Genomic DNA, 21,750 nt, shown 5'->3' with positions numbered 1-21,750 from the left:
ATGCCCGAACCCAACCTGCCCTTCCGCTGGGACGTGGAGCGCGACCATGTCGGCTCCCTCGCCGAGCCCGCCCGCCCGGAGCGGCACTACGTGGACGCCCTCACCGAGTGCTCCGCCAAGGTGCTGGCCCGCGGCGGCGACCGCGACCTGTACTTCGTCGGCCGCTCCCCGGACAGCCTGTACGACCTGCTGCGCGGCGTCCTGGCCGACACCCCGCACCGGGACCGGGTCCACCGGCTGCCGCTGTCCCTGTACGGGGCCGACGGCGGGTCCCTCACCCCGGCCGAGCGGGCCCAGCTGCGCGCCAACCTGACCGCCCAGGGCGTCACCCCGGCGAGGCTGGAGGGCGGGGGACGGGCCCTGGTGTTCTGCGACCTCGTCCACGGGGGCACCACGTTCGAGAACCTGCACCGCGAGCTCCGCGCCTGGATCGCGGACGAGCACGCGGACCGGAACCGGATCCGCCGCCGCCTCGGCTACCTGGGCGTCGTCGCGCGCGGGAAGACCGGCCCCAACGCCTGGCGCTGGCAGCAGCACGCGGAGTGGGTGGAGGAGCTGCCCGCCCGCGCCGTGCGCAACGTGTCGGTCCCGGGATGGCTGTGGAGCCTCCTGGGCGACCACCAGCCCAAGACCGGGCCCTCCTTCCGACGCACCCGCTGGGCCGACCCGGAGGTGACCCGGCCGGGGCGCGACGAGAAGACCCGCGCGGCGCTGTCCCTGGCACTGGGGCTCTACGAGAAGGGGCGGACCCCTGAGGTCCGCGCCCGCTTCCGCGAGGTCCTCACCGCCGAGCCCGCCTTCCGCGAGCCCTGGCTGCGCACCCTCGCCCACGACATCCGCCCCTGAGCCGACCGGTCCCGCGGTGCTCACCGGCCCAGCAGCCGCCGCACCCGCGCCGCCTCCCGGGCGAGGTGGTCGCGCTCGGCCAGGCTCGCGGCCGAGTCGGCGGCCTCCGCGTACAGCCCGGCCGCCCGCTCCAGGTCACCGGCCCGCTCCGAAAGGTGGGCCCGGGCCGCCGCGTAGCGCGGCAGCCCCGGATCCACCCCCTCCAGCGCCGCCAGACCGGCCCCCGGCCCGTCGGCCTCCCCGACCGCCACCGCCCGGTTGAGCCCCACCACCGGGCTGTCCGTCAAGCGCAGCAGCTCGTCGTACCACTCCACGATCTGCACCCAGTCGGTCTCCTGGGCGCTCGGGGCGTCCGCGTGCAGGGCGGCGATCGCCGCCTGCGCCTGGTACTCGCCCAGCCGGTCCCGGGCCAGGGCCGCCTGCAGAACCCCCACCCCCTCCGAGATCAGGCCCGTGTCCCACCGGGACCGGTCCTGCTCGGCGAGCGGCACCAGCCGGCCGTCCGGGCCGACCCGGGACGCGCGCCGCGCATGGTGCAGCAGCATGAGCGCCAGCAGGCCCGCCACCTCGGGGTCGTCGCTGGAACCGGCCAGCTGCCGGGTCAGGCGGATCGCTTCGGCCGCCAGGTCCACATCCCCGCCGTAGCCCTCGTTGAAGACGAGGTAGAGGACGCGCAGCACCGTCGCCGGATCACCGGGCCGGTCCAGCGGCGAACCCGCGATACGCCGCTTGGCCCGGCTGATCCGCTGCGCCATGGTCGCCTCGGGCACCAGGTACGCCGCCGCGATCTGCCGTGTCGTCAGGCCGCCGACCGCGCGCAGGGTCAGTGCGACCGCCGAGGACGGGGACAGTGACGGGTGCGCGCACAGGAAGTACAGCCACAGCGAGTCGTCCGCACCCGGCACCGGACCGGACGGCGGCTCCGCCTCCACGGCGAGCTCCCGCCCGCGCCGGGAGGAGTCGGCCCGGGCGGCGTCCAGGAACCTGCGCCAGGCCACCGTGACCAGCCAGGCCTTCGCGTCGCGCGGCGGGTCCTCCGGACGGCCGCCCAGCGCGCGGACCAGGGCCTCCTGCACGGCGTCCTCGGCCGACGCGAAGTCGGCCCCGCGCCGGACGAGGACGCCGATCACCTCCGGCACCAGTTTCCGGAGCAGTTCCTCGTTCACTCGGTCACCGTGGGCGTCGCGGTGAAGAACGGCCGCACCTCCAGCCACTCCTGGACCGGCCGCCCGCCCGCGCCGGGCGCCGCGGACAGCTCGGCGGCCAGTTCGAGCGCGCGCTCGTGGGTGTCGACGTCGATCACCATCCACCCGGCGATCAGGTCCTTGGTCTCCGCGAACGGCCCGTCGGTGACCGGCGGGCGGCCCTCGCCGTCCGAGCGGACGAACGTGCCCTGCGGGGACAGCGCCTGGCTGTCCACGAACTCGCCGGTGTTCTGGAGCCGCTCGGCGAAATCCTCCATGTACCGGACGTGGGCGGTGATCTCCTCCGGTGTCCACCGGTCCATCGGCACGTCGTTGACCGACGCGGGGGCGCCCCGGTAGTGCTTGAGCAGCAGGTACTTGGCCATCGTTCTCTCCTTGGGGGTGGTCGTTCCCGGTGCCGGGTCTCAGGCGTTCCCGCGCTCGGCCCGCCGCCGGACCAGCTCCTCGACCGCGGTGGGCAGGGTCGTCTCGAAGTCGATGAGTTTCGCCCAGGTCGGGGTGACGACGATCCGTACCATGGCGTCGTAGAGCGAGCGGACCCCGGCCTCCCACTCGACGCGCTGCTCCGGCGTCATCCTGTAGCTGCCGTTCATCCGGAGGTACTCGTCCGGGATGCCGTCGACCGTGTCCAGTTCGGCCCTCCCCCGGATGAGCAGGATCTTGGGCGGGTGGACCTCGGTGTCGATGGTCAGGGCGACCATCGGGTTCCTGCGCAGCGAGGTCAGCTTCGGGGCGTTCGTGCTGGTGCACATCACGATCTCCGAGCCGTTCCAGGTGAACCCGATCGGGATGCAGCGCGGTGTGCCGTCCGTGGCGGTGTAGGCCAGCCGGGTCAGGTCGCGGGCCAGGAGCTCCCGGCCGAGGGGCCGGTCCAGGACCTCGGTGATCTCGCTCGGTCGCATGTGATCGCTCCTTCGTCGGTGCCGCCGGGCGGCCCGGCGGCCGCTCCTGCCCCTGGGACGGAGCCGAGGGCCGGTTCTCGACATCCGCCCGCAAGGATTCCCGGAATTTTTTCCGACTCCACCACTGATACCCGGAACGCCCGAAGACCCGAAAGAACGGATGCCCGGCCGGCACCCCGGCGGATCGACACCCTCCGGCCGGTTCGCAGGCCATGGGAAATCCGATCCACCAAGGCCCCCGCCACCGGGTCCCGCCCTTCCGGCCCGCCGTCCTCCAAGGGTGACGTCCGATGTACCGGACTTGGGCGCGGCGTTGTCCTCCGTGCTCCGAGGCCGGGCCGTCGGTTCCGCCTCCCGCCACCGATTCCTGTTCACCGCGCGATCCGTGGATCCACGTCCGAAATGCCGGTCCGACCCGTGGACCGCTGTGAGTGGACGGCGTTCCCTGTGGGCAACGCCGAGAACTCGTGTCCAGGCGACCGGAGCAGGTCTGCGAAAACCCGTACCAGGAGTGAACACGGAACTACGCTGGAAAGGCCGGTCGGCGGTGACCGGCCCCGTGGCCATCCCATCCCCCGCCGGAGCGCTCGCCATGACCGAACTGCGTATCGTCCCGGAAGAGGCACCCGAACCCGAGCCGCGTGCGGCGTCGCTGGCGCTGAGGTACTACGCAACCGAACTCAAGCGCCATCGCGAGGCCGCCGGACTGACCCAGGCCCAGCTCGCGAATCTCATCCCTTACTCGAAGTCCATGATCTCGATGGTGGAGACCGCCAAGCGGTCGCCCCTGGACGCCCGCGAGGAAGGCAAGGTCTCCTCCAGGTTCACCGAATTCTGCGATGACGTGCTGAAAACCGGGGGAGCCCTCGGCCGGATACTGCCTCTACTGGACAGCACCAACGACCCGTACCCGCCATGGTTCCGGCCCTACGCGCAGTTGGAGGCCGAAGCCACGGCCATTTACGAGTATGAGACTCAGACCATCCCGGGCCTTCTTCAGACCGAGGAATACGCACGGGCCGTGTTGAGCTGTGGGACCCCGTCGATCGGGCCCGACAAGGTTGAGAATCAGTTGGCTGCTCGAATACGGAGGCAAGGGGTCTTCGGGCGGGAGCGACCGCCGTTCATGTGGGTCGCCGTGGACGAGATCGTCGTCCGCAGGCCGATCGGTGGCCGGGAGGTGCTCAAACGGCAGCTGGAACACCTGGCCGAAGTCGCACAGCGTTCGTACGTCACGTTCGTCATCGTGCCGAGTGAGGTGGAGGAACACGCGGCGCTGGACGGCTCGTTCAGCATCCTCGCCTTCGCCGAGGATGAGCCGCTGCTCTATGTGGAGGGGCGCCGCACCGCCGCCATGACGAACCTGAGGCAGGACGTCACCCCTGTCTTGCAGAGTTTCATGACCCTGTGCGCACAAGGCCTGTCTCCGCAGGAGTCTTCGGGGCTGCTGGCTGCCATCATGAGGGAACTATGACTGAGATGCGCAACACGAATCACCTCCGGTGGCGGAAGTCCTCCTACAGCGGCAGCCAAGGCGGCAACTGTGTGGAGGTGGCCGGAGACCACCTCCACATGCACCTGAGGGATTCCAGGAACCCCGGGCTGGGTCACCTGTCCTTCCGCCAGGAGGAGTGGGGCACCTTCCTCACCGCGACCGTGCGCGACTGACTCCGTCCCGGCCACAGATGCCCTGTGAGCAGGAGGGCGAGATGATGGGAAGCCCTGTGATCGCCTGTGGTCACAGGGCTTTTGTTGTGAGCGCCCGACCGGTGTCGAGCGCTCCGGGCACGGGCATCGCTGTATCAGTCGCGAGTCCGGACCCCCACGGTGACCTGTTCGGGGCCCGGCGTTGCGGCAGCCCTGGCCCGGAGCACCTCAGGAGGAGTGCGCATGACCGACGACCTGTACCGCATCGACTTGAGCGGGACCCCGTGGGTGAAGCCCTGCGGTGGCAACAGCGACGAGAACGGCGACGAGGAGTCCTGTGTCCTCGTCGCGCAGACGCCCGACCTGGTGGCTCTGCGGGACTCCAAGAGCCCCGGCCTGGAGGCCCTCCGCTTCACGAGGGCGGAGGTCGAGGCCTTCGTTCGCCACTACGTCCGTGAGAACGACATGGTGATCTAGCCCATCGCCGTCATTCCGGGTCCCGTGTCCTCCGAGGCGGGACCCGGTCCTGTTCCCCACCGACCCCGGCGCGGGCGCCGCGAACGTCGTGGGAAAAGCGTAGGCTCGGGAGACACCACCCGTCCGTCCACCCACAGGGGAGCACTCCGCCCATGGCAGACTCCTTCGCCCACCTGCATGTCCACACCGAGTACTCCATGCTCGACGGTGCGGCCAAGCTCAAGCCCCTCTTCAAGGAGGCGGCCAGACTGAACATGCCCGCCGTGGCGATGACCGACCACGGCAACATGTTCGGGGCGTACGAGTTCTACCAGCAGTCCAAGGGCACCGGGGTCAAGCCGATCATCGGCATCGAGGCCTACGTGGCGCCGGAGTCCCGCTTCCACAAGAAACGCGTGTTCTGGGGGCGGGCGAGCGGCTCGGACGACGCCGCAGCGGAAGGCGCAAAGGACATCTCCGGCGGCGGCCGGTTCCTCCACATGACGATGCTGGCGCGCAACGCGACCGGCCTGCGCAACCTGTTCAAGATGTCCTCGCTCGCGTCCTTCGAGGGGTACTACACCAAGCCCCGCATGGACCTGGAGCTGATGTCGGAGAACAGCGAGGGCATCATCGTCTCCACCGGCTGCCCCTCCGGCGGCGTGCAGACCCGCCTGCGGCTGGGCCAGGAGAAGGAGGCCATCGAGTACGCCGCCGGGCTCCAGGACATCTTCGGCAGGGAGAACGTCTTCCTGGAGCTCATGGACCACGGCGTGCCCATCGAGAAGGAGGTCCGCGACGGCCTCCTCAAGGTCGGCCGGGAGCTCGGGATCCCGCCGCTGGTCACCAACGACTCCCACTACGTCTACGAGTCGCAGGCCGACGCCCACGACGCCCTCCTCGCCGTGGGCGTGGGCAAGAACCTGGACGACCCCACCCGGTTCCGGTTCAACGGCTCCGGCTACTACCTCAAGACCGCGGAGGAGATGCGCGGCCTGCTCACCTTCGACGAATGGCAGGAGGGCTGCAGGAACACCCTCCTCATCGCCGAGCGGATCGACCCGGGCGCCTACGACGAGGTCTTCGCCCACCGCGACCTCATGCCCGAGTTCCCCGTCCCCGAGGGCGAGACCCAGGCCTCCTGGCTGGCCAAGGAGGTCGAGCGCCTCCTCAAGACGCGTTACCCGGACGGCGTGACCGACGAGGTGCGCCGCCGCGTCGACTTCGAGCTCGGCATCATCAACGAGATGGGCTTCCCGGCCTACTTCCTGGTGGTCTCCGACATCTGCCAGTACGCCCGCAAGGAGGGCATCGCCCTGGGCCCCGGCCGCGGTTCCGCGGCCGGTTCGATGATCGCCTACGTCCTGGGCATCACCGACCTGGACCCGCTGGAGCACGGCCTGCTGTTCGAGCGGTTCCTCAACCCCGAGCGCGTGTCCATGCCCGATATCGACCTCGACTTCGACGAGCGCCGCCGCGGCGAGATGATCGAGTACGTCACCCGCCTGTACGGCGCCGAACGCGTCGCGCAGATCCTCACCTTCGGCACCATCAAGGCCAAGGCCGCGGTCAAGGACTCCACCCGCATCCTGGGCATGCCCTACTCCGTGGGCGACCAGATCACCAAGGCCTTCCCCGCGGCCGTGGGCGGCAAGGAGATCCCGCTCGACGCGGTGTTCAATCCCGAGCACGAGCGCTACAGCGAGACCACCGAGCTGCGCAACCTGGTCGACAACGACCCGCAGGTCGCCAAGGTCATGGAGACCGCACGCGGTATCGAGGGCCTGACCCGCGGCACCGGTGTGCACGCGGCCGGAGTCATCCTGTCCAAGGAGCCCCTGCTCGACGTCATCCCGCTGCACATGCGCGACGCCGACGGGGCCATCATCACCGGCTTCCCCTATCCCCAGTGCGAGGACATGGGGCTGCTCAAGATGGACTTCCTGGGCCTGCGCAACCTCACGATCATGGACGACGCGGTCAAGTCCATCAAGGAGGCCGAGGGCCTCGACATCGACCTCGCGAAGCTCCCCCTGGACGACAAGAAGACCTACCAGCTGCTCTCCCGCGGCGACACCCTGGGCGTCTTCCAGCTGGACGGCGGCGCCATGCGCAACCTCCTCAAGCGGATGGAGCCGAAGAAGTTCGGCGACATCGCGGCCGTGCTGTCCCTGTACCGGCCCGGTCCGATGGCGGCCAACGCCCACAACGACTACGCCGACCGGTCGAACGGCCGCCAGGAGGTCACCCCCATCCACCCCGAGCTCAAGGACGTCCTGGAGCCGATCCTGGGGGAGACCTTCCACCTGCTCGTGTACCAGGAGCAGATCATGGCCATCGCCCAGCAGCTGGCCGGCTACACGCTGGGCGGCGCCGACCTGATGCGCCGCGCGATGGGCAAGAAGAAGAAGGAGGCCCTGGAGGCGGAGGAGGCCAAGTTCTTCCCCGGAGCCATGGAGCGCGGCTTCTCCCGGGAGGCCGTGCAGGCGCTGTGGGACGTCATGCTGCCGTTCGCCGGCTACGCGTTCAACAAGTCGCACGCCGCGGGCTACGCCCTGGTCTCCTACTGGACCGCCTACCTCAAGGCCAACCACCCCGCCGCGTACATGGCCGCGCTGCTGACCTCGGTCAGCGACGACAAGGACAAGATGGCGGTCTACCTGGCCGAGTGCCGCGCCCAGGGCATCAAGGTGCTGCCGCCCGACGTCAACGAGTCCGGTCTGCGCTTCACCCCGGTGGGCAAGGACATCCGCTTCGGCATGGGCGCGGTGCGCAACGTGGGCGCCAACGTGGTCAACTCGATCATCAAGACCCGTACGGAGAAGGGCGAGTTCACGTCCTTCACGGACTTCCTGTCCAAGATCGAGCTGGCCGCCTGCAACAAGCGCGTCATCGAGTCCCTCATCAAGGCCGGCGCCTTCGACTCCCTGGGGCAGCCCCGCCGCGAGCTGTACCGCCACCACGAGACCGCCGTCGACGGCATGATCAGCTCCAAGAAGCAGGAGGCCCACGGCCAGTTCGACCTGTTCGGCGGCGCGGACCCCGACGGCGACTCCACCCCCATCGGCCTCAACATCCAGTGGGGCGACGAGGAGTGGGACCGCAAGACCAAGCTGGCCTTCGAGCGCGAGATGCTCGGCCTGTACGTGTCCAGCCACCCGCTGGCCGGGGCCGAGCGGGTGCTGGCCCGCTCGCGCGACACCTCCATCGCCCAGATCGTCGCCGGGGAGATGAGCCGCGAACGCAACGAGCTGCGCATCGCCGGGCTGATCTCCAAGGTGGAGAAGCGGGTGAACAAGGCGGGCAACCAGTGGGCGATCGCCACCGTGGAGGACCTGGACGCCTCGATGGAGGTGCTGTTCTTCCCCAAGACGTTCCCGCTGTACGTGGACGCCCTCGTCGAGGACACCGCGGTGACGGTCAAGGGCCGCCTCAACGACCGGGACGGCACCTGGTCGATGTTCGCCTCGGAGATGTCCATCCTGGACATCTCGCACATCACCGAGGGCGAGCCCCCGGTGCTGCTCACCGTGGACGAGAAACGGCTCACCCCCGAGCTGGTGGAGGAGCTGCGCCAGGTGCTGAGCTCCCACAAGGGGGAGACCCCGGTGCGGATCCGGGTGGACAACCCGGTGCGCTCCAAGGTCTTCGCGGTGGACCGCTACTCGGTGCGGATCTCCCCGGAGTTCAACGGTGAGATGAAGAGCCTGCTGGGGGCGTACGCGGTCGACTACTGACCGCGGTGCGACCCCGTCCCCGTGTGCCGTGGCCCGGCACACGGGGATTTTTCGTGCCCGGACTTGTCAGTCCGAAGTTAGAGATATATCTTTGAGCTATCAGAAAAGAGCATGACAGTCGCTCTGTATCCACTCGAAGGAGAACACCATGACCGCCATGGCACTTCCCGGCCCCTGGGACTGGAACGACGACCGCGCCGACCGCCCGCGCCGCTTCGGCGGGGCGCGCTCCGACCGCCGGCGCCACTTCTCCGAGGGGCGCCGCGGGGGCGGACGCCGCCGCGGCGAACACCACGGCGGCGGTCCCCGCGCCGGCTTCGGTCCGGTACCGCCCGAACCCCCCGTGCCGCCCATGCCCCCGGGCGGGCCCGGTGGCTGGGGACCCGGTCATTTCGGCCCCTTCGGGCCCTTCGGCGGGTTCGGCCCGGGACACGGCGCGGGCCCCGGGGGGCACCGGCGCGGCGGCCCCCGGGCCCGGCGCGGCGACGTCCGCACCGGCATCCTGATGCTGCTGGCCGAGGAGCCCCGCAGCGGCTACGAGATCATCCGGGAGGGCCGTGAGCGCAGTGGCGGGGCCTGGCGCCCCAGCCCCGGCTCCATCTACCCGATGCTCCAGCAGCTGGAGGACGAGGGGCTCATCGCCCAGCAGCAGGGCGAGGGGCGCCGCCGCCCCTACAAGCTCACCGAGGAGGGCATCGACCACCTCGAGGAGCACGGCGCCGACCTGACCCCGCCGTGGGAGGCCGCCGCCGACGCCTACTCCGACGACCGCTCCCGCTACGAGGAGATCGGTGCACTGGCGGCCCAGCTCGGTGCCGCCGCCTTCCAGGTGGCCCAGGCCGGGACGCCCGACCAGGTGGAACGCGCCAAGCGGCTGCTGGCCGAGGGCAAGCGCGGCCTGTACCGCATCCTCGCCGAGGACGAGACCGCGCCCGGGGACGGGTCGGCCGCCGACCACGACCGGGACTGACACCCCCGGACCGGCTCCGGGAGGGGACACGACGGGGCCCGCCGCGCGATCGCGCGGCGGGCCCCGTCCGTCGTCCCGCCGGTCCCCTACTCCCCGGTGGTGCCGTCGGCGAGTTCGCGCAGGAGGTCCAGGTGCCCGTTGTGGCGGGCGGTCTCCTCGATCATGTGGACCAGTACCCAGCGCAGCGTCGTGGCCTCCTCGCCCTCGCGCCGGTGCAGGGCCTCGGTGTCCAGCTCCAGCTCCGCGGTGATCTCCCGGGAGCGCTCGCACTGCTGCTCGTACTCCTCCAGCAGCACCCCCAGCGGCACCTCGTTGCCGCGCCGCCACTCGGCGTCCGGGTCCTCCGGGGTGGCGTACCCTTGCTCGGGCAGTCCCAGCAGGATCCATTCGAACCAGGCGTGCTCCACCCAGCGCAGGTGGGACACGATCGCGCCCACGCTCATCAGCGGTGACGTGGGCAGCGGGGTGGCCGTCGCGTGCGCGGCGGTGATACCCGCGCACTTGGCGTGGACCGTGGCGCGGTGCCAGTCCAGCCAGGTGGTGAGCATGGTGCGCTCGTCGGCGTCCATCGGCGGGTCGATGCGGTCGGGTGCGGCCGGGAGGGTGTGTTCCGTCATGTCCCCATCATGTCGGTCCGGACCGACGCTCTCCACGTCGTTTTCCGTTCCTCCGCGTCCCGTGCTCACTCCCCGGTGGTGCCGTCGGCGAGTTCGCGCAGGAGGTCCAGGTGCCCGTTGTGGCGGGCGGTCTCCTCGACCATGTGGAGCAGGACCCAGCGCAGGGTGGTGCGGCCCCGGGACCGCAGGACCCTGCGCGAGGACGACCCGAGTTCGAGTTTGGCGGTGATCTCCCGCGACCGCGCGCACTGGGCCTCGTACTCCTCCAGCAGGGTCCCCAGCGGGACCTCTGAACCCAGGCGCCACTCGGCGTCGGGATCCTCCTCGCTGTAGGGGGCCAGGTCCGGCTGGTCCAGCATCACGCTCTCGAACCAGAACGCCTCCACCCACCGCAGATGACAGACCACACCGCCCACGGTCATCAGCGGTGAGGTCGGCAGCGGCGAGGCCGAGGACAGGGACGGGTCCAGGCCCGCGCACTTGGCGTGGACCGTGGCGCGGTGCCAGTCCAGCCAGGAGGTGAGCATGGTGCGCTCGTCGGCTGCCATCGGCGGGTCGACACGGGCGGTCAGGGGCAGGTGCAGAGTGCTGTTCTTGTCGCTCATGCCGGTATTCTCCGTTCCGGTCATGCCGCCGAGCCACCGGTTTTCCGTGGTGGGGGCACGAGGGGCGAGGAGAAGGCCGCTGATGGACGACCGGAAGGGCGCGGACGCACCGCGCGGGCCGCGACCGGTGGCCGTGGGCGCCCTGGTGTTCGGGGCGCTGGCCCTGGCGGGGGCGCTGCTCGGCCCGCTCTGGTGGCTTCTGGCACCGGACCGGGCACGGGGCACGGCGCTGGGCGACGGGGAGGTCTTCACCGGCACCACCGAGGCCCTGTTCGCGGGGGAGGGGAGTTTCGTCCTCATCACCGCCCTGGCGGGGCTCCTCAGCGGTTACGCCGTGTACATGGTGCAGTTCCCCCTGACCCGCGGGCGCCCGCGCGACCTGCGCCTGTGGTGCCTGCTGGCGGGGTTCCTGGGCTCGGTGGCCGGCACCCTGCTGACCTGGCGGGTGGGGATGCTGCTGGACGCGCCGCTGCACACCGCGCTGGCGCGGGCCCGGCCCGGGGACGAGGTCACCGTGGGGCTGCGCCTGGACGCCACGGCGTTCCTGGTCGCCTGGCCCTTCGTCTTCGTGCTCCAGTACGCCCTGCTGGACCTGATCAGCATGGTCCGCCGGGACCTGCCGGGCGTGCCGCGGAGCGCCCCCGCGGGTGCCGCCCCGCCCGCGGACGCCCCGCCCGCGCCGCGGCCCGGCCCCTTCCCGGTGGGCGAGGGGCCGGACCGGCCGGCGTCCTGACCCGGATCAGAGGCGCTGGACGTCGTCCTCGTACATACCGTCCAGGATGCCCTGGTATTTGGCTTCGACCGCCCGGCGCCGCATCTTCAGGCTCGGGGTGATCTCGCCGCCCTCCACGGTCAGGTCGTTGGGCAGGATCGCGAACTTCTTGACCGTCTCGTGCCGGGGCAGGTCGGCGTTGAGCCGGTCGACGGACTCCTGGACCAGTGCGCGCACCTCCGGCGCCCGGGTGAGCCCGGCGTAGTCGAGGTGCTCCAGGCCGTTCTCGCGGGCCCAGGCCGTGATGGCCTCGGGGTCCAGGGCGACCAGGCCCACGCAGTAGGAGCGGCGGTCGCCGTGCACCACCAGGTTGCTGGCGTAGGGGCACAGCGCCTTGAACCGGCTCTCCAGGTGCTGGGGCGCCACGTACTTGCCGTTGGCGGTCTTGATGAGCTCCTTCTTGCGGTCGGTGATGCGGAGCCTGCCGTCCTCCAGGACGCCGATGTCCCCGGTGGCGAACCAGCCGTCCTGGTCGATGACCTCCTCGGTGGCGCCCGACAGGTTGTGGTAGCCGCGCATGACGCCGCCGCCGCGCAGCAGGATCTCGCCGTCCTCGGCGATCTTCACCTCGGTGCCGGGCATCGGCATGCCCACGGTGCCGAACCGGATGCCTCCGGGCCGGTTGAGGAAGGACCCGGCGCTGGTCTCGGTGAGCCCGTAGCCCTCCAGGATGACGATTCCGGCGCCGTAGAAGAACCGGCCGATCTCGGGGGCCAGCGGTGCGCTGCCGGAGATGAAGAACTTCAGCCGGTCGCCGAAGCGGGCGCGCAGCTTGGAGAAGACGAGCCGGTCGGCCACCTTGTGCTGGACGGCCAGGGCGCCGGTGGGCTCCTTGCCGTCCTCCTTGAGCCGGGCCACCCGCTCGCCCACGCCCACGGCCCACCTGAAGATGCGGTACTTGGCGGCACCGCCCTCCTTGGCCTGCATGACGACCCGGTTGTACACCTTCTCGAAGATGCGGGGGGCGGCCGCCATGAAGGTGGGCCGGACGACCGAGAGGTTGTCGACGATCTTGTCGACCCGCCCGTCCACCGCCGTGGCGAACCCGATCTGCAACTGGTTGACCTGCATGAGCTTGCCGAACACGTGGGACAGCGGCAGCCACAGGTACTGGACGTCGTCGGGGCCGAGCAGTTCCCAGCCCTGACCGCGCAGTTCCCTGTCCAGGTCCTCCAGGGCCTTGGCCTCGTAGAGCCAGTTGGCGTGGTCGAGCCGGACGCCCTTGGGGCGGCCGGTGCTGCCGGAGGTGTAGATCAGGGTGGCGAGGTGGTCGGGTTCGACGGACTTGACGAGGTCGTCGAACAGGTCGGGCTGTTCACCGTGCAGGGCGGCGCCCGTGGCGGCCAGTTCGTCCAGGGTGATGACCCAGCCGTCCTCGCCGCCCTCGCCGTCGAAGACGACGACCTTGGAGACGCCGGGGATCCGGGCCCGCTGGCCGACGAGCTTGGCGACCTGTTCGGCGTTCTCGGCGAAGACCAGCATGCTGCCGGAGTCGGAGATGATGTACGCCGAGTCGGCGGCGGTGGAGGACGGGTAGACGGTGGTGGAGGCGCCGCCCGCGCAGAGGATCGCCAGGTCGGCCAGGATCCACTCGATCCTGGTGGAGGAGGCGATGGCGCAGCGCGCCTGGGGGGTGACCCCCAGGGAGTGCAGGCCCAGGGCGAGGTCGCGGACCCGGTCGCGGGTCTGCGACCAGGTCAGGGTCTCCCAGGTCTCGGGAGCACCGGTGGTGTTGGGGACGGGGTAGGTGAACGCGGTGGTGTCGCCGCTCTCGGCGACACGGGATGCGAACATGTCCGGAACCGACGAGAAGGGGGATGAAGTGTTACCCATGTCACAAAGCTACCCTCGGGTAGTGGGGGCGGCAACAGCCGATGTCCCCTTGTGACCGGCCTTGCGGGCATCCGTTCCCGGGACGGGTGCCCCTCGTCCGGTCCCGCCGTGCCCTCCCCCTCCGCTCCTTCGCCGCCCCCGGCACCGCGCCCCCGCCGGGTCAGGGCGCGCCGATGGGCGCGACGACCGCCTCGGTGAGGGCGATGAGGTCGCCGGGCGCCAGCTCCATCTGCAGTCCGCGCCGCCCCGCCGACACGTACACCGTCCGCTGCTCCCGGACGGACGCGTCGACGACCGTGCGCAGCCGCTTGCGCTGCCCCAGCGGGCTGATCCCGCCGCGCACGTACCCGGTGGCCTTCTCCGCCCTGGCCGGGTCGGCCATCACGGCCCTCTTGCCGCCCACGGCGGCGGCCAGCGCCTTGAGGTCCAGCGTGGTGCTCACCGGCACCACCCCCACCGTCAGGACCCCGTCCACCTCGGCCACCAGTGTCTTGAACACCTGCTCGCGGGGGATCCCGAGCGCGTCGGCGGCGTCCGTGCCGTAGGAGTGGCCGTCCCCGCCGTCCGCCTCGTAGGGGTGCAGGGTGTAGGTGGTCTTGGTCCGTCCGGCCGCCACGGTGGCGGGCGTGGCCTTTCCGCTCATCGGTTCCCCGGTTCCTCATCGAGGGCGCGCCCGGATCCGGACGCCTGGTCGTAGGGGCAGGCTAACGAACCCGGCGCCCCGCAGCGCCCGGACCGGGGCGGCGGAGGCCCCGTGGCGCCGCCGCCCCGCCGGGAACCGCCGTCAGTTGAAGGAGACCCCGTTGTTGAGGAACGGTCCGGCGGGCAGCGTGTTGAGGGTCGGGGTGTGCACGATGCGGTTCTCCCTGCGCAGGAACCGGGCCAGCACCGCCAGCCGGGTCGCGGCGTCCTCGGCCTCCAGCAGCCGCTGCTTCTCGGCCTGGTCGAGCACCACCGCCTCGGACAGGGCGTAGGACAGCGGGATGGGGTCCTTGGGCGGGTCCACGAACGTCCCGGGGCTCAGCCCGGCGGCGGACAGCCGCTCCCGGTAGACCTCGAACAGCGTCCGCACCCGCTCGGCGTGCTCCTCGGCGTCGGGCCCGGCGGCCTCGGGCAGGAACGACACCGACGCGGTGGGGTAGACCTCGGAGGAGGAGGCGTCGACCTCCGACAGGTCCTCGACGGTGAACCGGGTGCCGCCCTCCACCACCAGGTCGTAGCGGCCGTCGTCGTAGGTGCGCACGTTGCGCACCAGCGCGGTGCAGCCGGTGCCGCTCACCCAGGGCAGCCGGACGTCTCCGCCCAGGGTGGGCGCCCCGACGGGGTTCTCGGAGGACTGCGCCGAGGAGGTGGCCGCCACCTCGTGCCCCAGCTCGATCCACACCACCCCGAAGCGCCGGGGGGAGCGGTCGCGCCCGGCGAGTTCGCCGCGGGTGAGGGTGGGGCCGAGCAGTTCGGAGACCAGCCGCCGGTAGCGCGGTTCGAAGACGTGCAGAGGGACGTTCACACCGGGGAACAGAACGGTGTTCAACGGAAAGATCGGCAGAGCCTGGGCCATGGCCCCAGTATGCCTTTCGTCACGGCCGGCCGGGTTCGGCACACCCGGACGGGGAGCGCGGCCCCGGCCGGGTGCCTTCCGGTGCGCCGGGCCGGCGTTGCGGCCCCGCGGAAAAAGACTTCGGGCGGTGCCTTTTCCCGGCACCGCCCGTCCGCCGTCGGCCGCCGCCCCCGAAAAGGACGGCCGACGGCCCGCCGCGGTGCCCTCCGTATTCCCGGGCGCGGCGGCCGCTTCTAGGAGACGGCCGGGCCGGCGGTGTCCGGCGCGTCCTGGCTGCCGGCGCCCTCGCTGGGCATGTCGCGCGCCACGAAGGTCTCCACGTCGAACAGATTCCCGTTGGCGCGGTCCACCACGTTCAGCAGGGTGGACATCTTGGCGACCTCCTCCACCTGCTCCTGGATGAACCACTGGAGGAACTGCTCGCCGGTGTAGTCCTCCTCGTCGCGGGCGACCTTGGCCAGGCGCTGGAACTGGTCGGACACCTCGCGCTCCTGGCGCAGGGCCAGGGCGACCAGGTCGCGCGGGGCGGCGAAGTCGGTCTCGATCTCGTCCACGCCCGGCAGGGAGAAGTCGACGTCGCGGTCGACGAGGTAGCGCACCAGCATCATGGCGTGGTCGCGCTCCTCCAGGGACTGCTCGTAGAACACCCGGGCCAGCTGGGGGAGGTCCTGCGCGTCGAACCAGGTCGCGAGGGCCACGTACTGGTGCGAGGCCGTGAACTCGTGCCGTACCTGGTCGACGAGGAGGCGGTGGAGCTTGGAAAGTCCGCTATCGCTGCTCTTGTTGAAAGTCATGCCTCTACAATAACGCATGCAAAGCAATTATCCGAAATCAACCGAGCCTTCGAGAATTCGTTAGGCAAGCCTTTCTGAACATCGTTTAGGTAAGGTATGCCAAAGTAAGGCGGAGCTTATTCCGCGTTTTCGTTCCCCCTGGTGGCGAATGCCCCGGAGCACACTTCTCGCCCCATCGCCGCCGATGTGGTGTCCACCATCCGGACGTCCGAGCCCACCGCTCGGGCGCCGCCCCCTAGACTGGGGGCGTGATCAGTCGAATCGACCTCCGAGGCAGCCAGGACGACCCCCGCGACGCCCTCCCGCGCGCGGCCATGGACGTGGCGGACGCCGCCGAGCGCGTGCGCCCGCTGTGCGAGGACGTCCGCCATCGCGGTGTCGAGGCGCTGATCGAGCTCACCGAGCGCTTCGACGGGGTCCGGCTCACCGACATCCGCGTCCCCAAGGACGCGATCGACGCCGCCCTGGCCGGCCTCGACCCGGCCGTGCGCGCCGCGCTGGAGGAGTCCATCCGCCGCGCCCGCAGGGTCCACCGCGACCAGCGCCGCACCGACCACACCACGCAGGTCGTCCCCGGCGGGACCGTCACCGAGCGCTGGATCCCCGTCGACCGGGTCGGCCTCTACGTGCCGGGCGGCCGCGCCGTCTACCCCTCCAGCGTCGTCATGAACGTCGTCCCCGCCCAGGAGGCGCAGGTGCGCTCCCTGGCGGTCACCTCGCCGCCGCAGAAGGAGTTCGGAGGCCTGCCGCACCCCACCATCCTCGCCGCCTGCGCCCTGCTCGGGGTCGACGAGGTCTACGCCGTCGGCGGGGCGCAGGCCATCGCCATGTTCGCCTACGGCGCCGGGGAGTGCGCCCGCGCCGACCTGGTCACCGGCCCCGGCAACATCTGGGTCGCCGCCGCCAAGCGCCTCCTCAAGGGGGTCGTCGGCATCGACGCCGAGGCGGGCCCGACCGAGATCGCGATCCTGGCCGACGCCACCGCCGACCCCGACCACGTCGCCGCCGACCTCGTCAGCCAGGCCGAGCACGACGTGGTGGCCGCCTCCGTCCTGGTCACCCCGGACGAGGCCCTGGCCGACGCCGTCGTCGACCGCCTGCGCGTCCGCGCCGCCGCCACCCGGCACGCCGACCGCGTCCGCGAGGCCCTGTCCGGGCCGCAGTCCGGCATCGTCCTGGTCGACGACCTCGACCACGGCCTCGACGTCGTCAACGCCTACGCCGCAGAACACCTGGAGGTCATGACCGCCGACGCCGCCGCCCTCGCGGCCCGCGTGCGCAACGCCGGGGCGATCTTCGTCGGCGCCCACTCCCCGGTCTCCCTGGGCGACTACGCCGCGGGGTCCAACCACGTGCTGCCCACCGGCGGGTGCGCCTGCCACAGCGGGGGCCTGAGCGTGCAGACCTTCCTGCGCGGGGTGCACGTGGTCGAGTACGACCGCGACGCGCTGGCCGACGTGGCCCACCACGTCATCACCCTCGCCGAGGCCGAGGACCTGCCCGCCCACGGCGAGGCCGTCGCCGCGCGGTTCCCCACGGCCTGAGCCGCGACCGACCGGACGGTGCGGCGGCGCCCCGGACCCCGCCCGGGTCCGGCCCGCGTTCGCGCGGGTCCCGTGCGCCGCACCGACCACGACCGACCATGAGCGTGACACCCGTGAGCTTCACTCTGAACGACCTGCCCCTGCGCGACGACCTGCGCGGCCGCTCGCCCTACGGGGCCCCGCAGATCGACGTGCCGGTGGTCCTCAACACCAACGAGAACCCGCACCCGCCGTCGGAGCGGCTGGCCCGCGCCCTGGCCGACGCCGTCGCCGAGACCGCGCTGGGCCTGAACCGCTACCCCGACCGCGACGCCGTGCGCCTGCGCCGGGGCCTGGCCGACTACCTCGGCCACGGCCTGACCACCGCGAACGTGTGGGCGGCCAACGGGTCCAACGAGATCCTCCAGCAGATCCTGCAGGCCTTCGGCGGGCCGGGCCGCACCGCGATGGGCTTCGAGCCGTCCTACTCGATGCACCCCATCATCTCCCGCGGCACCGGCACCGCCTGGACGTCGGTGCCCCGGGGCGCCGACTTCCGCGTCGACGTGGACGCCGCCCTGGCCGCCATCGCCGAGCACGCGCCCAGCGTCGTCTTCCTGACCTCGCCCAACAACCCGACCGGCACGGCGCTTCCCCTCGCCGACATCGAGAGGATCGCAGCCGCCGCACCGGGCGTGGTGGTCGTGGACGAGGCCTACGCCGAGTTCCGCCGCGAGGGCACCCCCAGCGCCCTGGGGCTGCTGGCCGACCACCCGCGCCTGATCGTCACGCGCACCATGTCCAAGGCGTTCGCGCTGGCCGGGGCCCGGCTGGGCTACCTGGCCGCGCACCCCGCCGTGGTGGACGCCCTCCAGCTGGTCCGCCTCCCCTACCACCTGTCGGCCGTCACCCAGACCGTCGCCCTGGTCGCCCTGGACCACGCCGACGAGCTGCTGGGAGCCGTCGCCGACCTGCGCGCCGAACGCGACTCCCTGGTGGGGTGGCTGCGCGCCCACGGGTTCACCGTCGCCGACTCCGACGCCAACTTCGTCCTGTTCGGCGAGTTCGAGGACCGCACCGAGGTGTGGGAGGCCCTGCTCGGCCACCAGGTCCTCATCCGCGAGGTCGGCCCGCCCGGCTGGCTGCGCGTCACCGTCGGCACCCCGCAGGAGATGGCCGTCTTCCGCGACTCCCTGCTGCGCGTCACCGGACGCTGACCCGCCCCTTTCCCAACAGGAGGACCCACCATGAGCCGCATCGGACGCGTGGAGCGCGCCACCAAGGAGACCAAGGTCCTGGTCGAGATCGACCTGGACGGCAGCGGCGTCGCCGACGTCTCCACCGGCGTCGGCTTCTTCGACCACATGCTCGACCAGCTCGCCAAGCACGGCCTGTTCGACCTCACCGTGCGCACCGAGGGCGACCTGCACATCGACTCCCACCACACCATGGAGGACACCGCCCTGGCCCTGGGCGCCGCCTTCCGCGAGGCCCTGGGCGACAAGGCGGGCATCCGCCGCTTCGCGGACGCCAAGGTGCCCCTGGACGAGGCGCTGGCCGAGGTGACGGTCGACGTGTCGGGCCGCCCCTACCTGGTGCACAGCGAGCCCGAGGGCATGGCCCCGCTCATCGGCCGCGACTACGACACCACCATGACCCGGCACATCCTGGAGTCGTTCGTCGCCCAGGCCCGGGTCGCCCTGCACGTCCACGTGCCCTACGGCCGCAACGCCCACCACATCGTCGAGTGCCAGTTCAAGGCGCTGGCGCGGGCACTGCGCTTCGCGACCGAGAAGGACCCCCGCGTCACCGGGATCCCCTCCACCAAGGGCGCCCTGTAGATGGACACCGATCTGTGGGGCCTGGCCCTGATCGTGCTGGGCGGCTTCCTCGGCGGGGGCGCCTACGCCATGTGGAAGGTCAACAAGCCCATCGCCGTCGCCCTGGCCGGGTGCACGGTGCTCGCCGTGGCCTCGGGCGCCCTGCGCCTGGGCTACTTCTAAGGGGAGGAACACCATGCCGCCACGCGTGGTCGTGTTCGACTACGGGTCGGGCAACCTGCGCTCGGCCCAGCGCGCCATGGAGCGCACCGGCGCCGACGTCACCGTCACCTCCGACCCGCACGCCGCGCTGGACGCCGACGGGCTGGTCGTCCCGGGGGTGGGCGCCTTCAGCGCCTGCATGGCCGGGCTCAGGCAGGCGCACGGAGACCGGATCATCGGCCGCCGCCTGGCCGGCGGACGCCCGGTGCTGGGCATCTGCGTGGGCATGCAGGTGCTGTTCGACAAGGGTGTGGAGCGCGCGGGCCCGCAGTCCGAGGACGAGGTCACCGAGGGGTGCGGGGAGTGGCCCGGCACGGTGGAGCGCCTGCACGCGCCGATCCTGCCGCACATGGGCTGGAACACCGTGCGCGCACCGCAGGACTCCCGGCTGTTCGCCGGCATCACACCGCAGGACCGCTTCTACTTCGTGCACTCCTACGCGGTGCGCAGCTGGGAGCTCACCTTCCAGAACCCGCGCCTGGCCCCGCCCAAGGTGACCTGGGCCGAGCACGGCGAGCCGTTCGTGGCGGCGGTCGAGAACGGCCCGCTGTGGGCCACCCAGTTCCACCCGGAGAAGTCCGGCGACACCGGGGCCCGCATCCTGGCCAACTGGGTCGCCACCCTTCCGCAGGCATAGTTTTCGGACCAACGAGCACAAGAGGGCCCCATGACCGGCGAGACCAACCCGCCCGCACTCGAACTCCTGCCCGCCGTGGACGTGGCCGGCGGCCAGGCCGTCCAGCTCGTCCAGGGCAGGGCCGGGTCGGGCGGACAGTACGGCGACCCCTTCGTGGCCGCGCTGGCCTGGCAGGAGGCGGGCGCCGAGTGGATCCACCTGGTGGACCTGGACGCCGCCTTCGGCCGCGGCCACAACCGCGACCTGCTGCGCGGCATCGTGGACCGCCTCGACGTCAAGGTGGAGATGTCCGGCGGCATCCGCGACGACGAGTCGCTGGCGGCCGCCCTGGCCACGGGCTGCACCCGGGTCAACATCGGCACCGCGGCCCTGGAGGACCCGGACTGGTGCGCGAAGATCATCGCCGAGCACGGCGAGAAGATCGCGATCGGCCTGGACGTGCGCGGCACGACCCTGGCGGCCCGCGGCTGGACCCGCGACGGCGGCGACCTCTTCGAGACCCTGGAGCGCCTGGAGGCGCAGGGGTGCGCCCGCTACGTCGTCACCGACGTCAACAAGGACGGCACCCTGAAGGGCCCCAACCTGGACCTGCTGCGCACCGTGTGCGAGCGCACCGACAAGCCGGTGGTGGCCAGCGGCGGCGTGTCCAGCCTGGAGGACCTGCGCGCCATCGCGGGCCTGGTGCCGCTGGGCGTGGAGGGCGCCATCATGGGCACCGCCCTGTACGAGGGCGCGTTCACGCTCCAGGACGCGCTGGCGACCGTGGCGGCCGACCGATGAGCGTCGCGGTCCGTGTCATCCCCTGCCTGGACGTGGACGCCGGGCGGGTGGTCAAGGGCGTCAACTTCGAGAACCTGCGCGACGCGGGCGACCCGGTGGAGCTGGCCGGGACCTACGACGCGGGGGGCGCCGACGAGCTGACCTTCCTGGACGTGACCGCTTCCAGCGGCGCCCGGGAGACCACCTACGACGTGGTGCGCCGCACCGCCGACGAGGTGTTCATCCCGCTGACCGTGGGCGGTGGGGTGCGCACCACCGAGGACGTGGACCGGCTGCTGCGTGCGGGCGCCGACAAGGTCGGTGTGAACACCGCGGCGATCGCCCGGCCGGAGCTGATCGGGGAGATCGCCGAGCGGTTCGGCCGCCAGGTCCTGGTGCTGTCGGCGGACGTGCGACGGGTGCGGGAGGGCGGTGCGCCCACACCGAGCGGGTTCGAGGTGACCACGCACGGGGGGCGCACGGGCACGGGCACCGACGCCCTGGAGTGGTGCGAGCGCGCGGCCGAACTGGGCGCGGGGGAGATCCTGCTGAACTCGATGGACGCCGACGGCACCAAGCGGGGCTTCGACCTGGAGCTGATCCGGGCGGTGCGGGCCCGTGTGGACGTCCCGCTGATCGCCTCGGGCGGCGCGGGCGCGGTGGAGCACTTCGTCCCGGCCGTGGAGGCGGGCGCCGACGCGGTGCTGGCCGCCACGGTGTTCCACTTCGGCGAGTTCACCATCGCCGACGTCAAGGAGAGCCTGCGAGCGGCGGGCCACCCCGTCCGCTAGACGCGGGTACCCGTGAGGGGCCCGGCGCGCCCGCGCCGGGCCCCTCCGTTCTCCGG

23 protein-coding genes are annotated in these 21,750 nt (G+C 71.6%); 14 read left to right on the top strand and 9 right to left on the bottom strand.

The features are described 5' to 3' along the window. Positions 1-846 (top strand): hypothetical protein, encoded by an 846-nt coding sequence (locus tag ACSUPR_RS07365; protein WP_436890377.1) that lies wholly within the window; start codon positions 1-3, stop codon positions 844-846. Between the two features lie 20 nt (positions 847-866). Here the strand turns inward: ACSUPR_RS07365 and ACSUPR_RS07360 are convergent, their stop codons facing one another. The 3 genes from ACSUPR_RS07360 to ACSUPR_RS07350 are packed head-to-tail and all read right to left on the bottom strand — an operon-like array spanning position 867 to position 2,953. After that, the gene (locus ACSUPR_RS07360) at positions 867-2,012 is read right to left on the bottom strand and encodes an RNA polymerase sigma factor (RefSeq protein ID WP_436890376.1); all 1,146 of its coding nucleotides are present in this window, start codon (positions 2,010-2,012) and stop codon (positions 867-869) included. Continuing rightward, on the bottom strand, positions 2,009-2,416 hold the full coding sequence (locus ACSUPR_RS07355) for a YciI family protein (RefSeq protein WP_436890375.1): 408 nt from the start codon (positions 2,414-2,416) through the stop codon (positions 2,009-2,011). The genes ACSUPR_RS07360 and ACSUPR_RS07355 overlap by 4 nt, the downstream gene beginning before the upstream one ends. Before the next feature lie 39 nt (positions 2,417-2,455). Then, positions 2,456-2,953 carry a pyridoxamine 5'-phosphate oxidase family protein gene (locus ACSUPR_RS07350; protein WP_436890374.1) on the bottom strand — a complete coding sequence of 166 codons (498 nt, stop codon included), beginning with the start codon at positions 2,951-2,953 and terminating at the stop codon, positions 2,456-2,458. A 592-nt stretch (positions 2,954-3,545) separates the two neighbouring features. On the opposite strand from ACSUPR_RS07350, the gene ACSUPR_RS07345 reads away from it, so the two are divergent. The 5 genes from ACSUPR_RS07345 to ACSUPR_RS07325 all read left to right on the top strand — a co-directional run bounded on the left by ACSUPR_RS07345 (position 3,546) and on the right by ACSUPR_RS07325 (position 9,763). Beyond that, positions 3,546-4,427, top strand: a complete 882-nt coding sequence (locus tag ACSUPR_RS07345) for a helix-turn-helix domain-containing protein (RefSeq protein WP_436890373.1) — start codon at positions 3,546-3,548, stop codon at positions 4,425-4,427. 5 nt (positions 4,428-4,432) lie between these two features. Beyond that, positions 4,433-4,621: a DUF397 domain-containing protein gene (locus tag ACSUPR_RS07340; RefSeq protein ID WP_436890372.1), complete on the top strand. Its 189-nt coding sequence runs from the start codon at positions 4,433-4,435 to the stop codon at positions 4,619-4,621. A 222-nt stretch (positions 4,622-4,843) separates the two neighbouring features. Continuing rightward, a complete protein-coding gene (locus tag ACSUPR_RS07335) occupies positions 4,844-5,077 on the top strand; it encodes a DUF397 domain-containing protein (protein ID WP_436890371.1) in 234 nt (77 codons plus the stop codon). A 152-nt stretch (positions 5,078-5,229) separates the two neighbouring features. Beyond that, positions 5,230-8,793, top strand: coding sequence for a DNA polymerase III subunit alpha (gene dnaE, locus ACSUPR_RS07330; RefSeq protein ID WP_436890370.1), 3,564 nt, complete (start codon positions 5,230-5,232; stop codon positions 8,791-8,793). Positions 8,794-8,941: 148 nt separating this feature from the next. Next, positions 8,942-9,763 carry a PadR family transcriptional regulator gene (locus tag ACSUPR_RS07325; RefSeq protein ID WP_436890369.1) on the top strand — a complete coding sequence of 274 codons (822 nt, stop codon included), beginning with the start codon at positions 8,942-8,944 and terminating at the stop codon, positions 9,761-9,763. 86 nt (positions 9,764-9,849) lie between these two features. Here the strand turns inward: ACSUPR_RS07325 and ACSUPR_RS07320 are convergent, their stop codons facing one another. Beyond that, complete coding sequence (locus ACSUPR_RS07320; RefSeq protein WP_436890368.1) at positions 9,850-10,380, bottom strand: DinB family protein; 531 nt, start codon at positions 10,378-10,380, stop codon at positions 9,850-9,852. Positions 10,381-10,445: 65 nt separating this feature from the next. After that, a complete protein-coding gene (locus ACSUPR_RS07315) occupies positions 10,446-10,985 on the bottom strand; it encodes a DinB family protein (protein ID WP_436890367.1) in 540 nt (179 codons plus the stop codon). 82 nt (positions 10,986-11,067) lie between these two features. On the opposite strand from ACSUPR_RS07315, the gene ACSUPR_RS07310 reads away from it, so the two are divergent. Further along, positions 11,068-11,718 carry a hypothetical protein gene (locus tag ACSUPR_RS07310; RefSeq protein ID WP_436890366.1) on the top strand — a complete coding sequence of 217 codons (651 nt, stop codon included), beginning with the start codon at positions 11,068-11,070 and terminating at the stop codon, positions 11,716-11,718. Positions 11,719-11,724: 6 nt separating this feature from the next. On the opposite strand, the gene ACSUPR_RS07305 is transcribed toward ACSUPR_RS07310, so the two are convergent. From ACSUPR_RS07305 to ACSUPR_RS07290, 4 genes are all read right to left on the bottom strand, one after another. After that, on the bottom strand, positions 11,725-13,590 hold the full coding sequence (locus ACSUPR_RS07305) for an AMP-dependent synthetase/ligase (RefSeq protein WP_436890365.1): 1,866 nt from the start codon (positions 13,588-13,590) through the stop codon (positions 11,725-11,727). 160 nt (positions 13,591-13,750) lie between these two features. Beyond that, positions 13,751-14,206, bottom strand: a complete 456-nt coding sequence (gene ybaK / locus ACSUPR_RS07300; RefSeq protein ID WP_436891906.1) for a Cys-tRNA(Pro) deacylase — start codon at positions 14,204-14,206, stop codon at positions 13,751-13,753. Positions 14,207-14,374: 168 nt separating this feature from the next. Continuing rightward, positions 14,375-15,148, bottom strand: a complete 774-nt coding sequence (locus tag ACSUPR_RS07295) for an LON peptidase substrate-binding domain-containing protein (protein WP_436890364.1) — start codon at positions 15,146-15,148, stop codon at positions 14,375-14,377. A gap of 233 nt (positions 15,149-15,381) precedes the next feature. Then, a complete protein-coding gene (locus ACSUPR_RS07290; protein ID WP_436890363.1) occupies positions 15,382-15,942 on the bottom strand; it encodes a ferritin in 561 nt (186 codons plus the stop codon). Between the two features lie 248 nt (positions 15,943-16,190). Between ACSUPR_RS07290 and hisD the strand changes: the two genes are divergently transcribed. The 7 genes from hisD (at position 16,191) to hisF (ending at position 21,694) form a co-directional block, all read left to right on the top strand. Continuing rightward, the gene (hisD, locus tag ACSUPR_RS07285; protein ID WP_436890362.1) at positions 16,191-17,486 is read left to right on the top strand and encodes a histidinol dehydrogenase; all 1,296 of its coding nucleotides are present in this window, start codon (positions 16,191-16,193) and stop codon (positions 17,484-17,486) included. 98 nt (positions 17,487-17,584) lie between these two features. Next, on the top strand, positions 17,585-18,682 hold the full coding sequence (locus ACSUPR_RS07280; RefSeq protein ID WP_436890361.1) for a histidinol-phosphate transaminase: 1,098 nt from the start codon (positions 17,585-17,587) through the stop codon (positions 18,680-18,682). Positions 18,683-18,712: 30 nt separating this feature from the next. Next, positions 18,713-19,306: an imidazoleglycerol-phosphate dehydratase HisB gene (gene hisB / locus ACSUPR_RS07275; RefSeq protein ID WP_436890360.1), complete on the top strand. Its 594-nt coding sequence runs from the start codon at positions 18,713-18,715 to the stop codon at positions 19,304-19,306. Then, on the top strand, positions 19,307-19,468 hold the full coding sequence (locus ACSUPR_RS07270) for a hypothetical protein (protein WP_436890359.1): 162 nt from the start codon (positions 19,307-19,309) through the stop codon (positions 19,466-19,468). It begins immediately after the preceding gene. A 13-nt stretch (positions 19,469-19,481) separates the two neighbouring features. Further along, complete coding sequence (gene hisH, locus ACSUPR_RS07265) at positions 19,482-20,144, top strand: imidazole glycerol phosphate synthase subunit HisH (protein ID WP_436890358.1); 663 nt, start codon at positions 19,482-19,484, stop codon at positions 20,142-20,144. A 30-nt stretch (positions 20,145-20,174) separates the two neighbouring features. Beyond that, positions 20,175-20,924, top strand: coding sequence for a bifunctional 1-(5-phosphoribosyl)-5-((5-phosphoribosylamino)methylideneamino)imidazole-4-carboxamide isomerase/phosphoribosylanthranilate isomerase PriA (priA, locus tag ACSUPR_RS07260; RefSeq protein ID WP_436890357.1), 750 nt, complete (start codon positions 20,175-20,177; stop codon positions 20,922-20,924). After that, positions 20,921-21,694 carry an imidazole glycerol phosphate synthase subunit HisF gene (hisF, locus tag ACSUPR_RS07255; RefSeq protein ID WP_436890356.1) on the top strand — a complete coding sequence of 258 codons (774 nt, stop codon included), beginning with the start codon at positions 20,921-20,923 and terminating at the stop codon, positions 21,692-21,694. The genes priA and hisF overlap by 4 nt, the downstream gene beginning before the upstream one ends. Positions 21,695-21,750 lie beyond the last annotated feature (56 nt).

This window comes from Nocardiopsis dassonvillei (assembly GCF_964273065.1).
GTDB lineage: Bacteria > Actinomycetota > Actinomycetes > Streptosporangiales > Streptosporangiaceae > Nocardiopsis > Nocardiopsis dassonvillei_B.
Note: the sequence above shows the minus strand (reverse complement) of the source record. Positions and strands in the feature narration are given on the sequence as shown.

What these genes read in the sequence shown, in the direction of transcription:
- ACSUPR_RS07365 (WP_436890377.1), top strand. Translation starts at nt 1, where the DNA reads ATGCCCGAACCCAACCTGCCCTTCCGCTGGGACGTGGAGCGCGACCAT.
- ACSUPR_RS07355 (WP_436890375.1), bottom strand. Translation starts at nt 2,416, where the DNA reads ATGGCCAAGTACCTGCTGCTCAAGCACTACCGGGGCGCCCCCGCGTCG.
- ACSUPR_RS07350 (WP_436890374.1), bottom strand. Translation starts at nt 2,953, where the DNA reads ATGCGACCGAGCGAGATCACCGAGGTCCTGGACCGGCCCCTCGGCCGG.
- ACSUPR_RS07345 (WP_436890373.1), top strand. Translation starts at nt 3,546, where the DNA reads ATGACCGAACTGCGTATCGTCCCGGAAGAGGCACCCGAACCCGAGCCG.
- ACSUPR_RS07340 (WP_436890372.1), top strand. Translation starts at nt 4,433, where the DNA reads ATGCGCAACACGAATCACCTCCGGTGGCGGAAGTCCTCCTACAGCGGC.
- ACSUPR_RS07335 (WP_436890371.1), top strand. Translation starts at nt 4,844, where the DNA reads ATGACCGACGACCTGTACCGCATCGACTTGAGCGGGACCCCGTGGGTG.
- dnaE (WP_436890370.1), top strand. Translation starts at nt 5,230, where the DNA reads ATGGCAGACTCCTTCGCCCACCTGCATGTCCACACCGAGTACTCCATG.
- ACSUPR_RS07325 (WP_436890369.1), top strand. Translation starts at nt 8,942, where the DNA reads ATGACCGCCATGGCACTTCCCGGCCCCTGGGACTGGAACGACGACCGC.
- ACSUPR_RS07320 (WP_436890368.1), bottom strand. Translation starts at nt 10,380, where the DNA reads ATGACGGAACACACCCTCCCGGCCGCACCCGACCGCATCGACCCGCCG.
- ACSUPR_RS07315 (WP_436890367.1), bottom strand. Translation starts at nt 10,985, where the DNA reads ATGAGCGACAAGAACAGCACTCTGCACCTGCCCCTGACCGCCCGTGTC.
- ACSUPR_RS07310 (WP_436890366.1), top strand. Translation starts at nt 11,068, where the DNA reads ATGGACGACCGGAAGGGCGCGGACGCACCGCGCGGGCCGCGACCGGTG.
- ACSUPR_RS07305 (WP_436890365.1), bottom strand. Translation starts at nt 13,590, where the DNA reads ATGGGTAACACTTCATCCCCCTTCTCGTCGGTTCCGGACATGTTCGCA.
- ACSUPR_RS07295 (WP_436890364.1), bottom strand. Translation starts at nt 15,148, where the DNA reads ATGGCCCAGGCTCTGCCGATCTTTCCGTTGAACACCGTTCTGTTCCCC.
- ACSUPR_RS07290 (WP_436890363.1), bottom strand. Translation starts at nt 15,942, where the DNA reads ATGACTTTCAACAAGAGCAGCGATAGCGGACTTTCCAAGCTCCACCGC.
- ACSUPR_RS07280 (WP_436890361.1), top strand. Translation starts at nt 17,585, where the DNA reads ATGAGCGTGACACCCGTGAGCTTCACTCTGAACGACCTGCCCCTGCGC.
- hisB (WP_436890360.1), top strand. Translation starts at nt 18,713, where the DNA reads ATGAGCCGCATCGGACGCGTGGAGCGCGCCACCAAGGAGACCAAGGTC.
- ACSUPR_RS07270 (WP_436890359.1), top strand. Translation starts at nt 19,307, where the DNA reads ATGGACACCGATCTGTGGGGCCTGGCCCTGATCGTGCTGGGCGGCTTC.
- hisH (WP_436890358.1), top strand. Translation starts at nt 19,482, where the DNA reads ATGCCGCCACGCGTGGTCGTGTTCGACTACGGGTCGGGCAACCTGCGC.
- priA (WP_436890357.1), top strand. Translation starts at nt 20,175, where the DNA reads ATGACCGGCGAGACCAACCCGCCCGCACTCGAACTCCTGCCCGCCGTG.
- hisF (WP_436890356.1), top strand. Translation starts at nt 20,921, where the DNA reads ATGAGCGTCGCGGTCCGTGTCATCCCCTGCCTGGACGTGGACGCCGGG.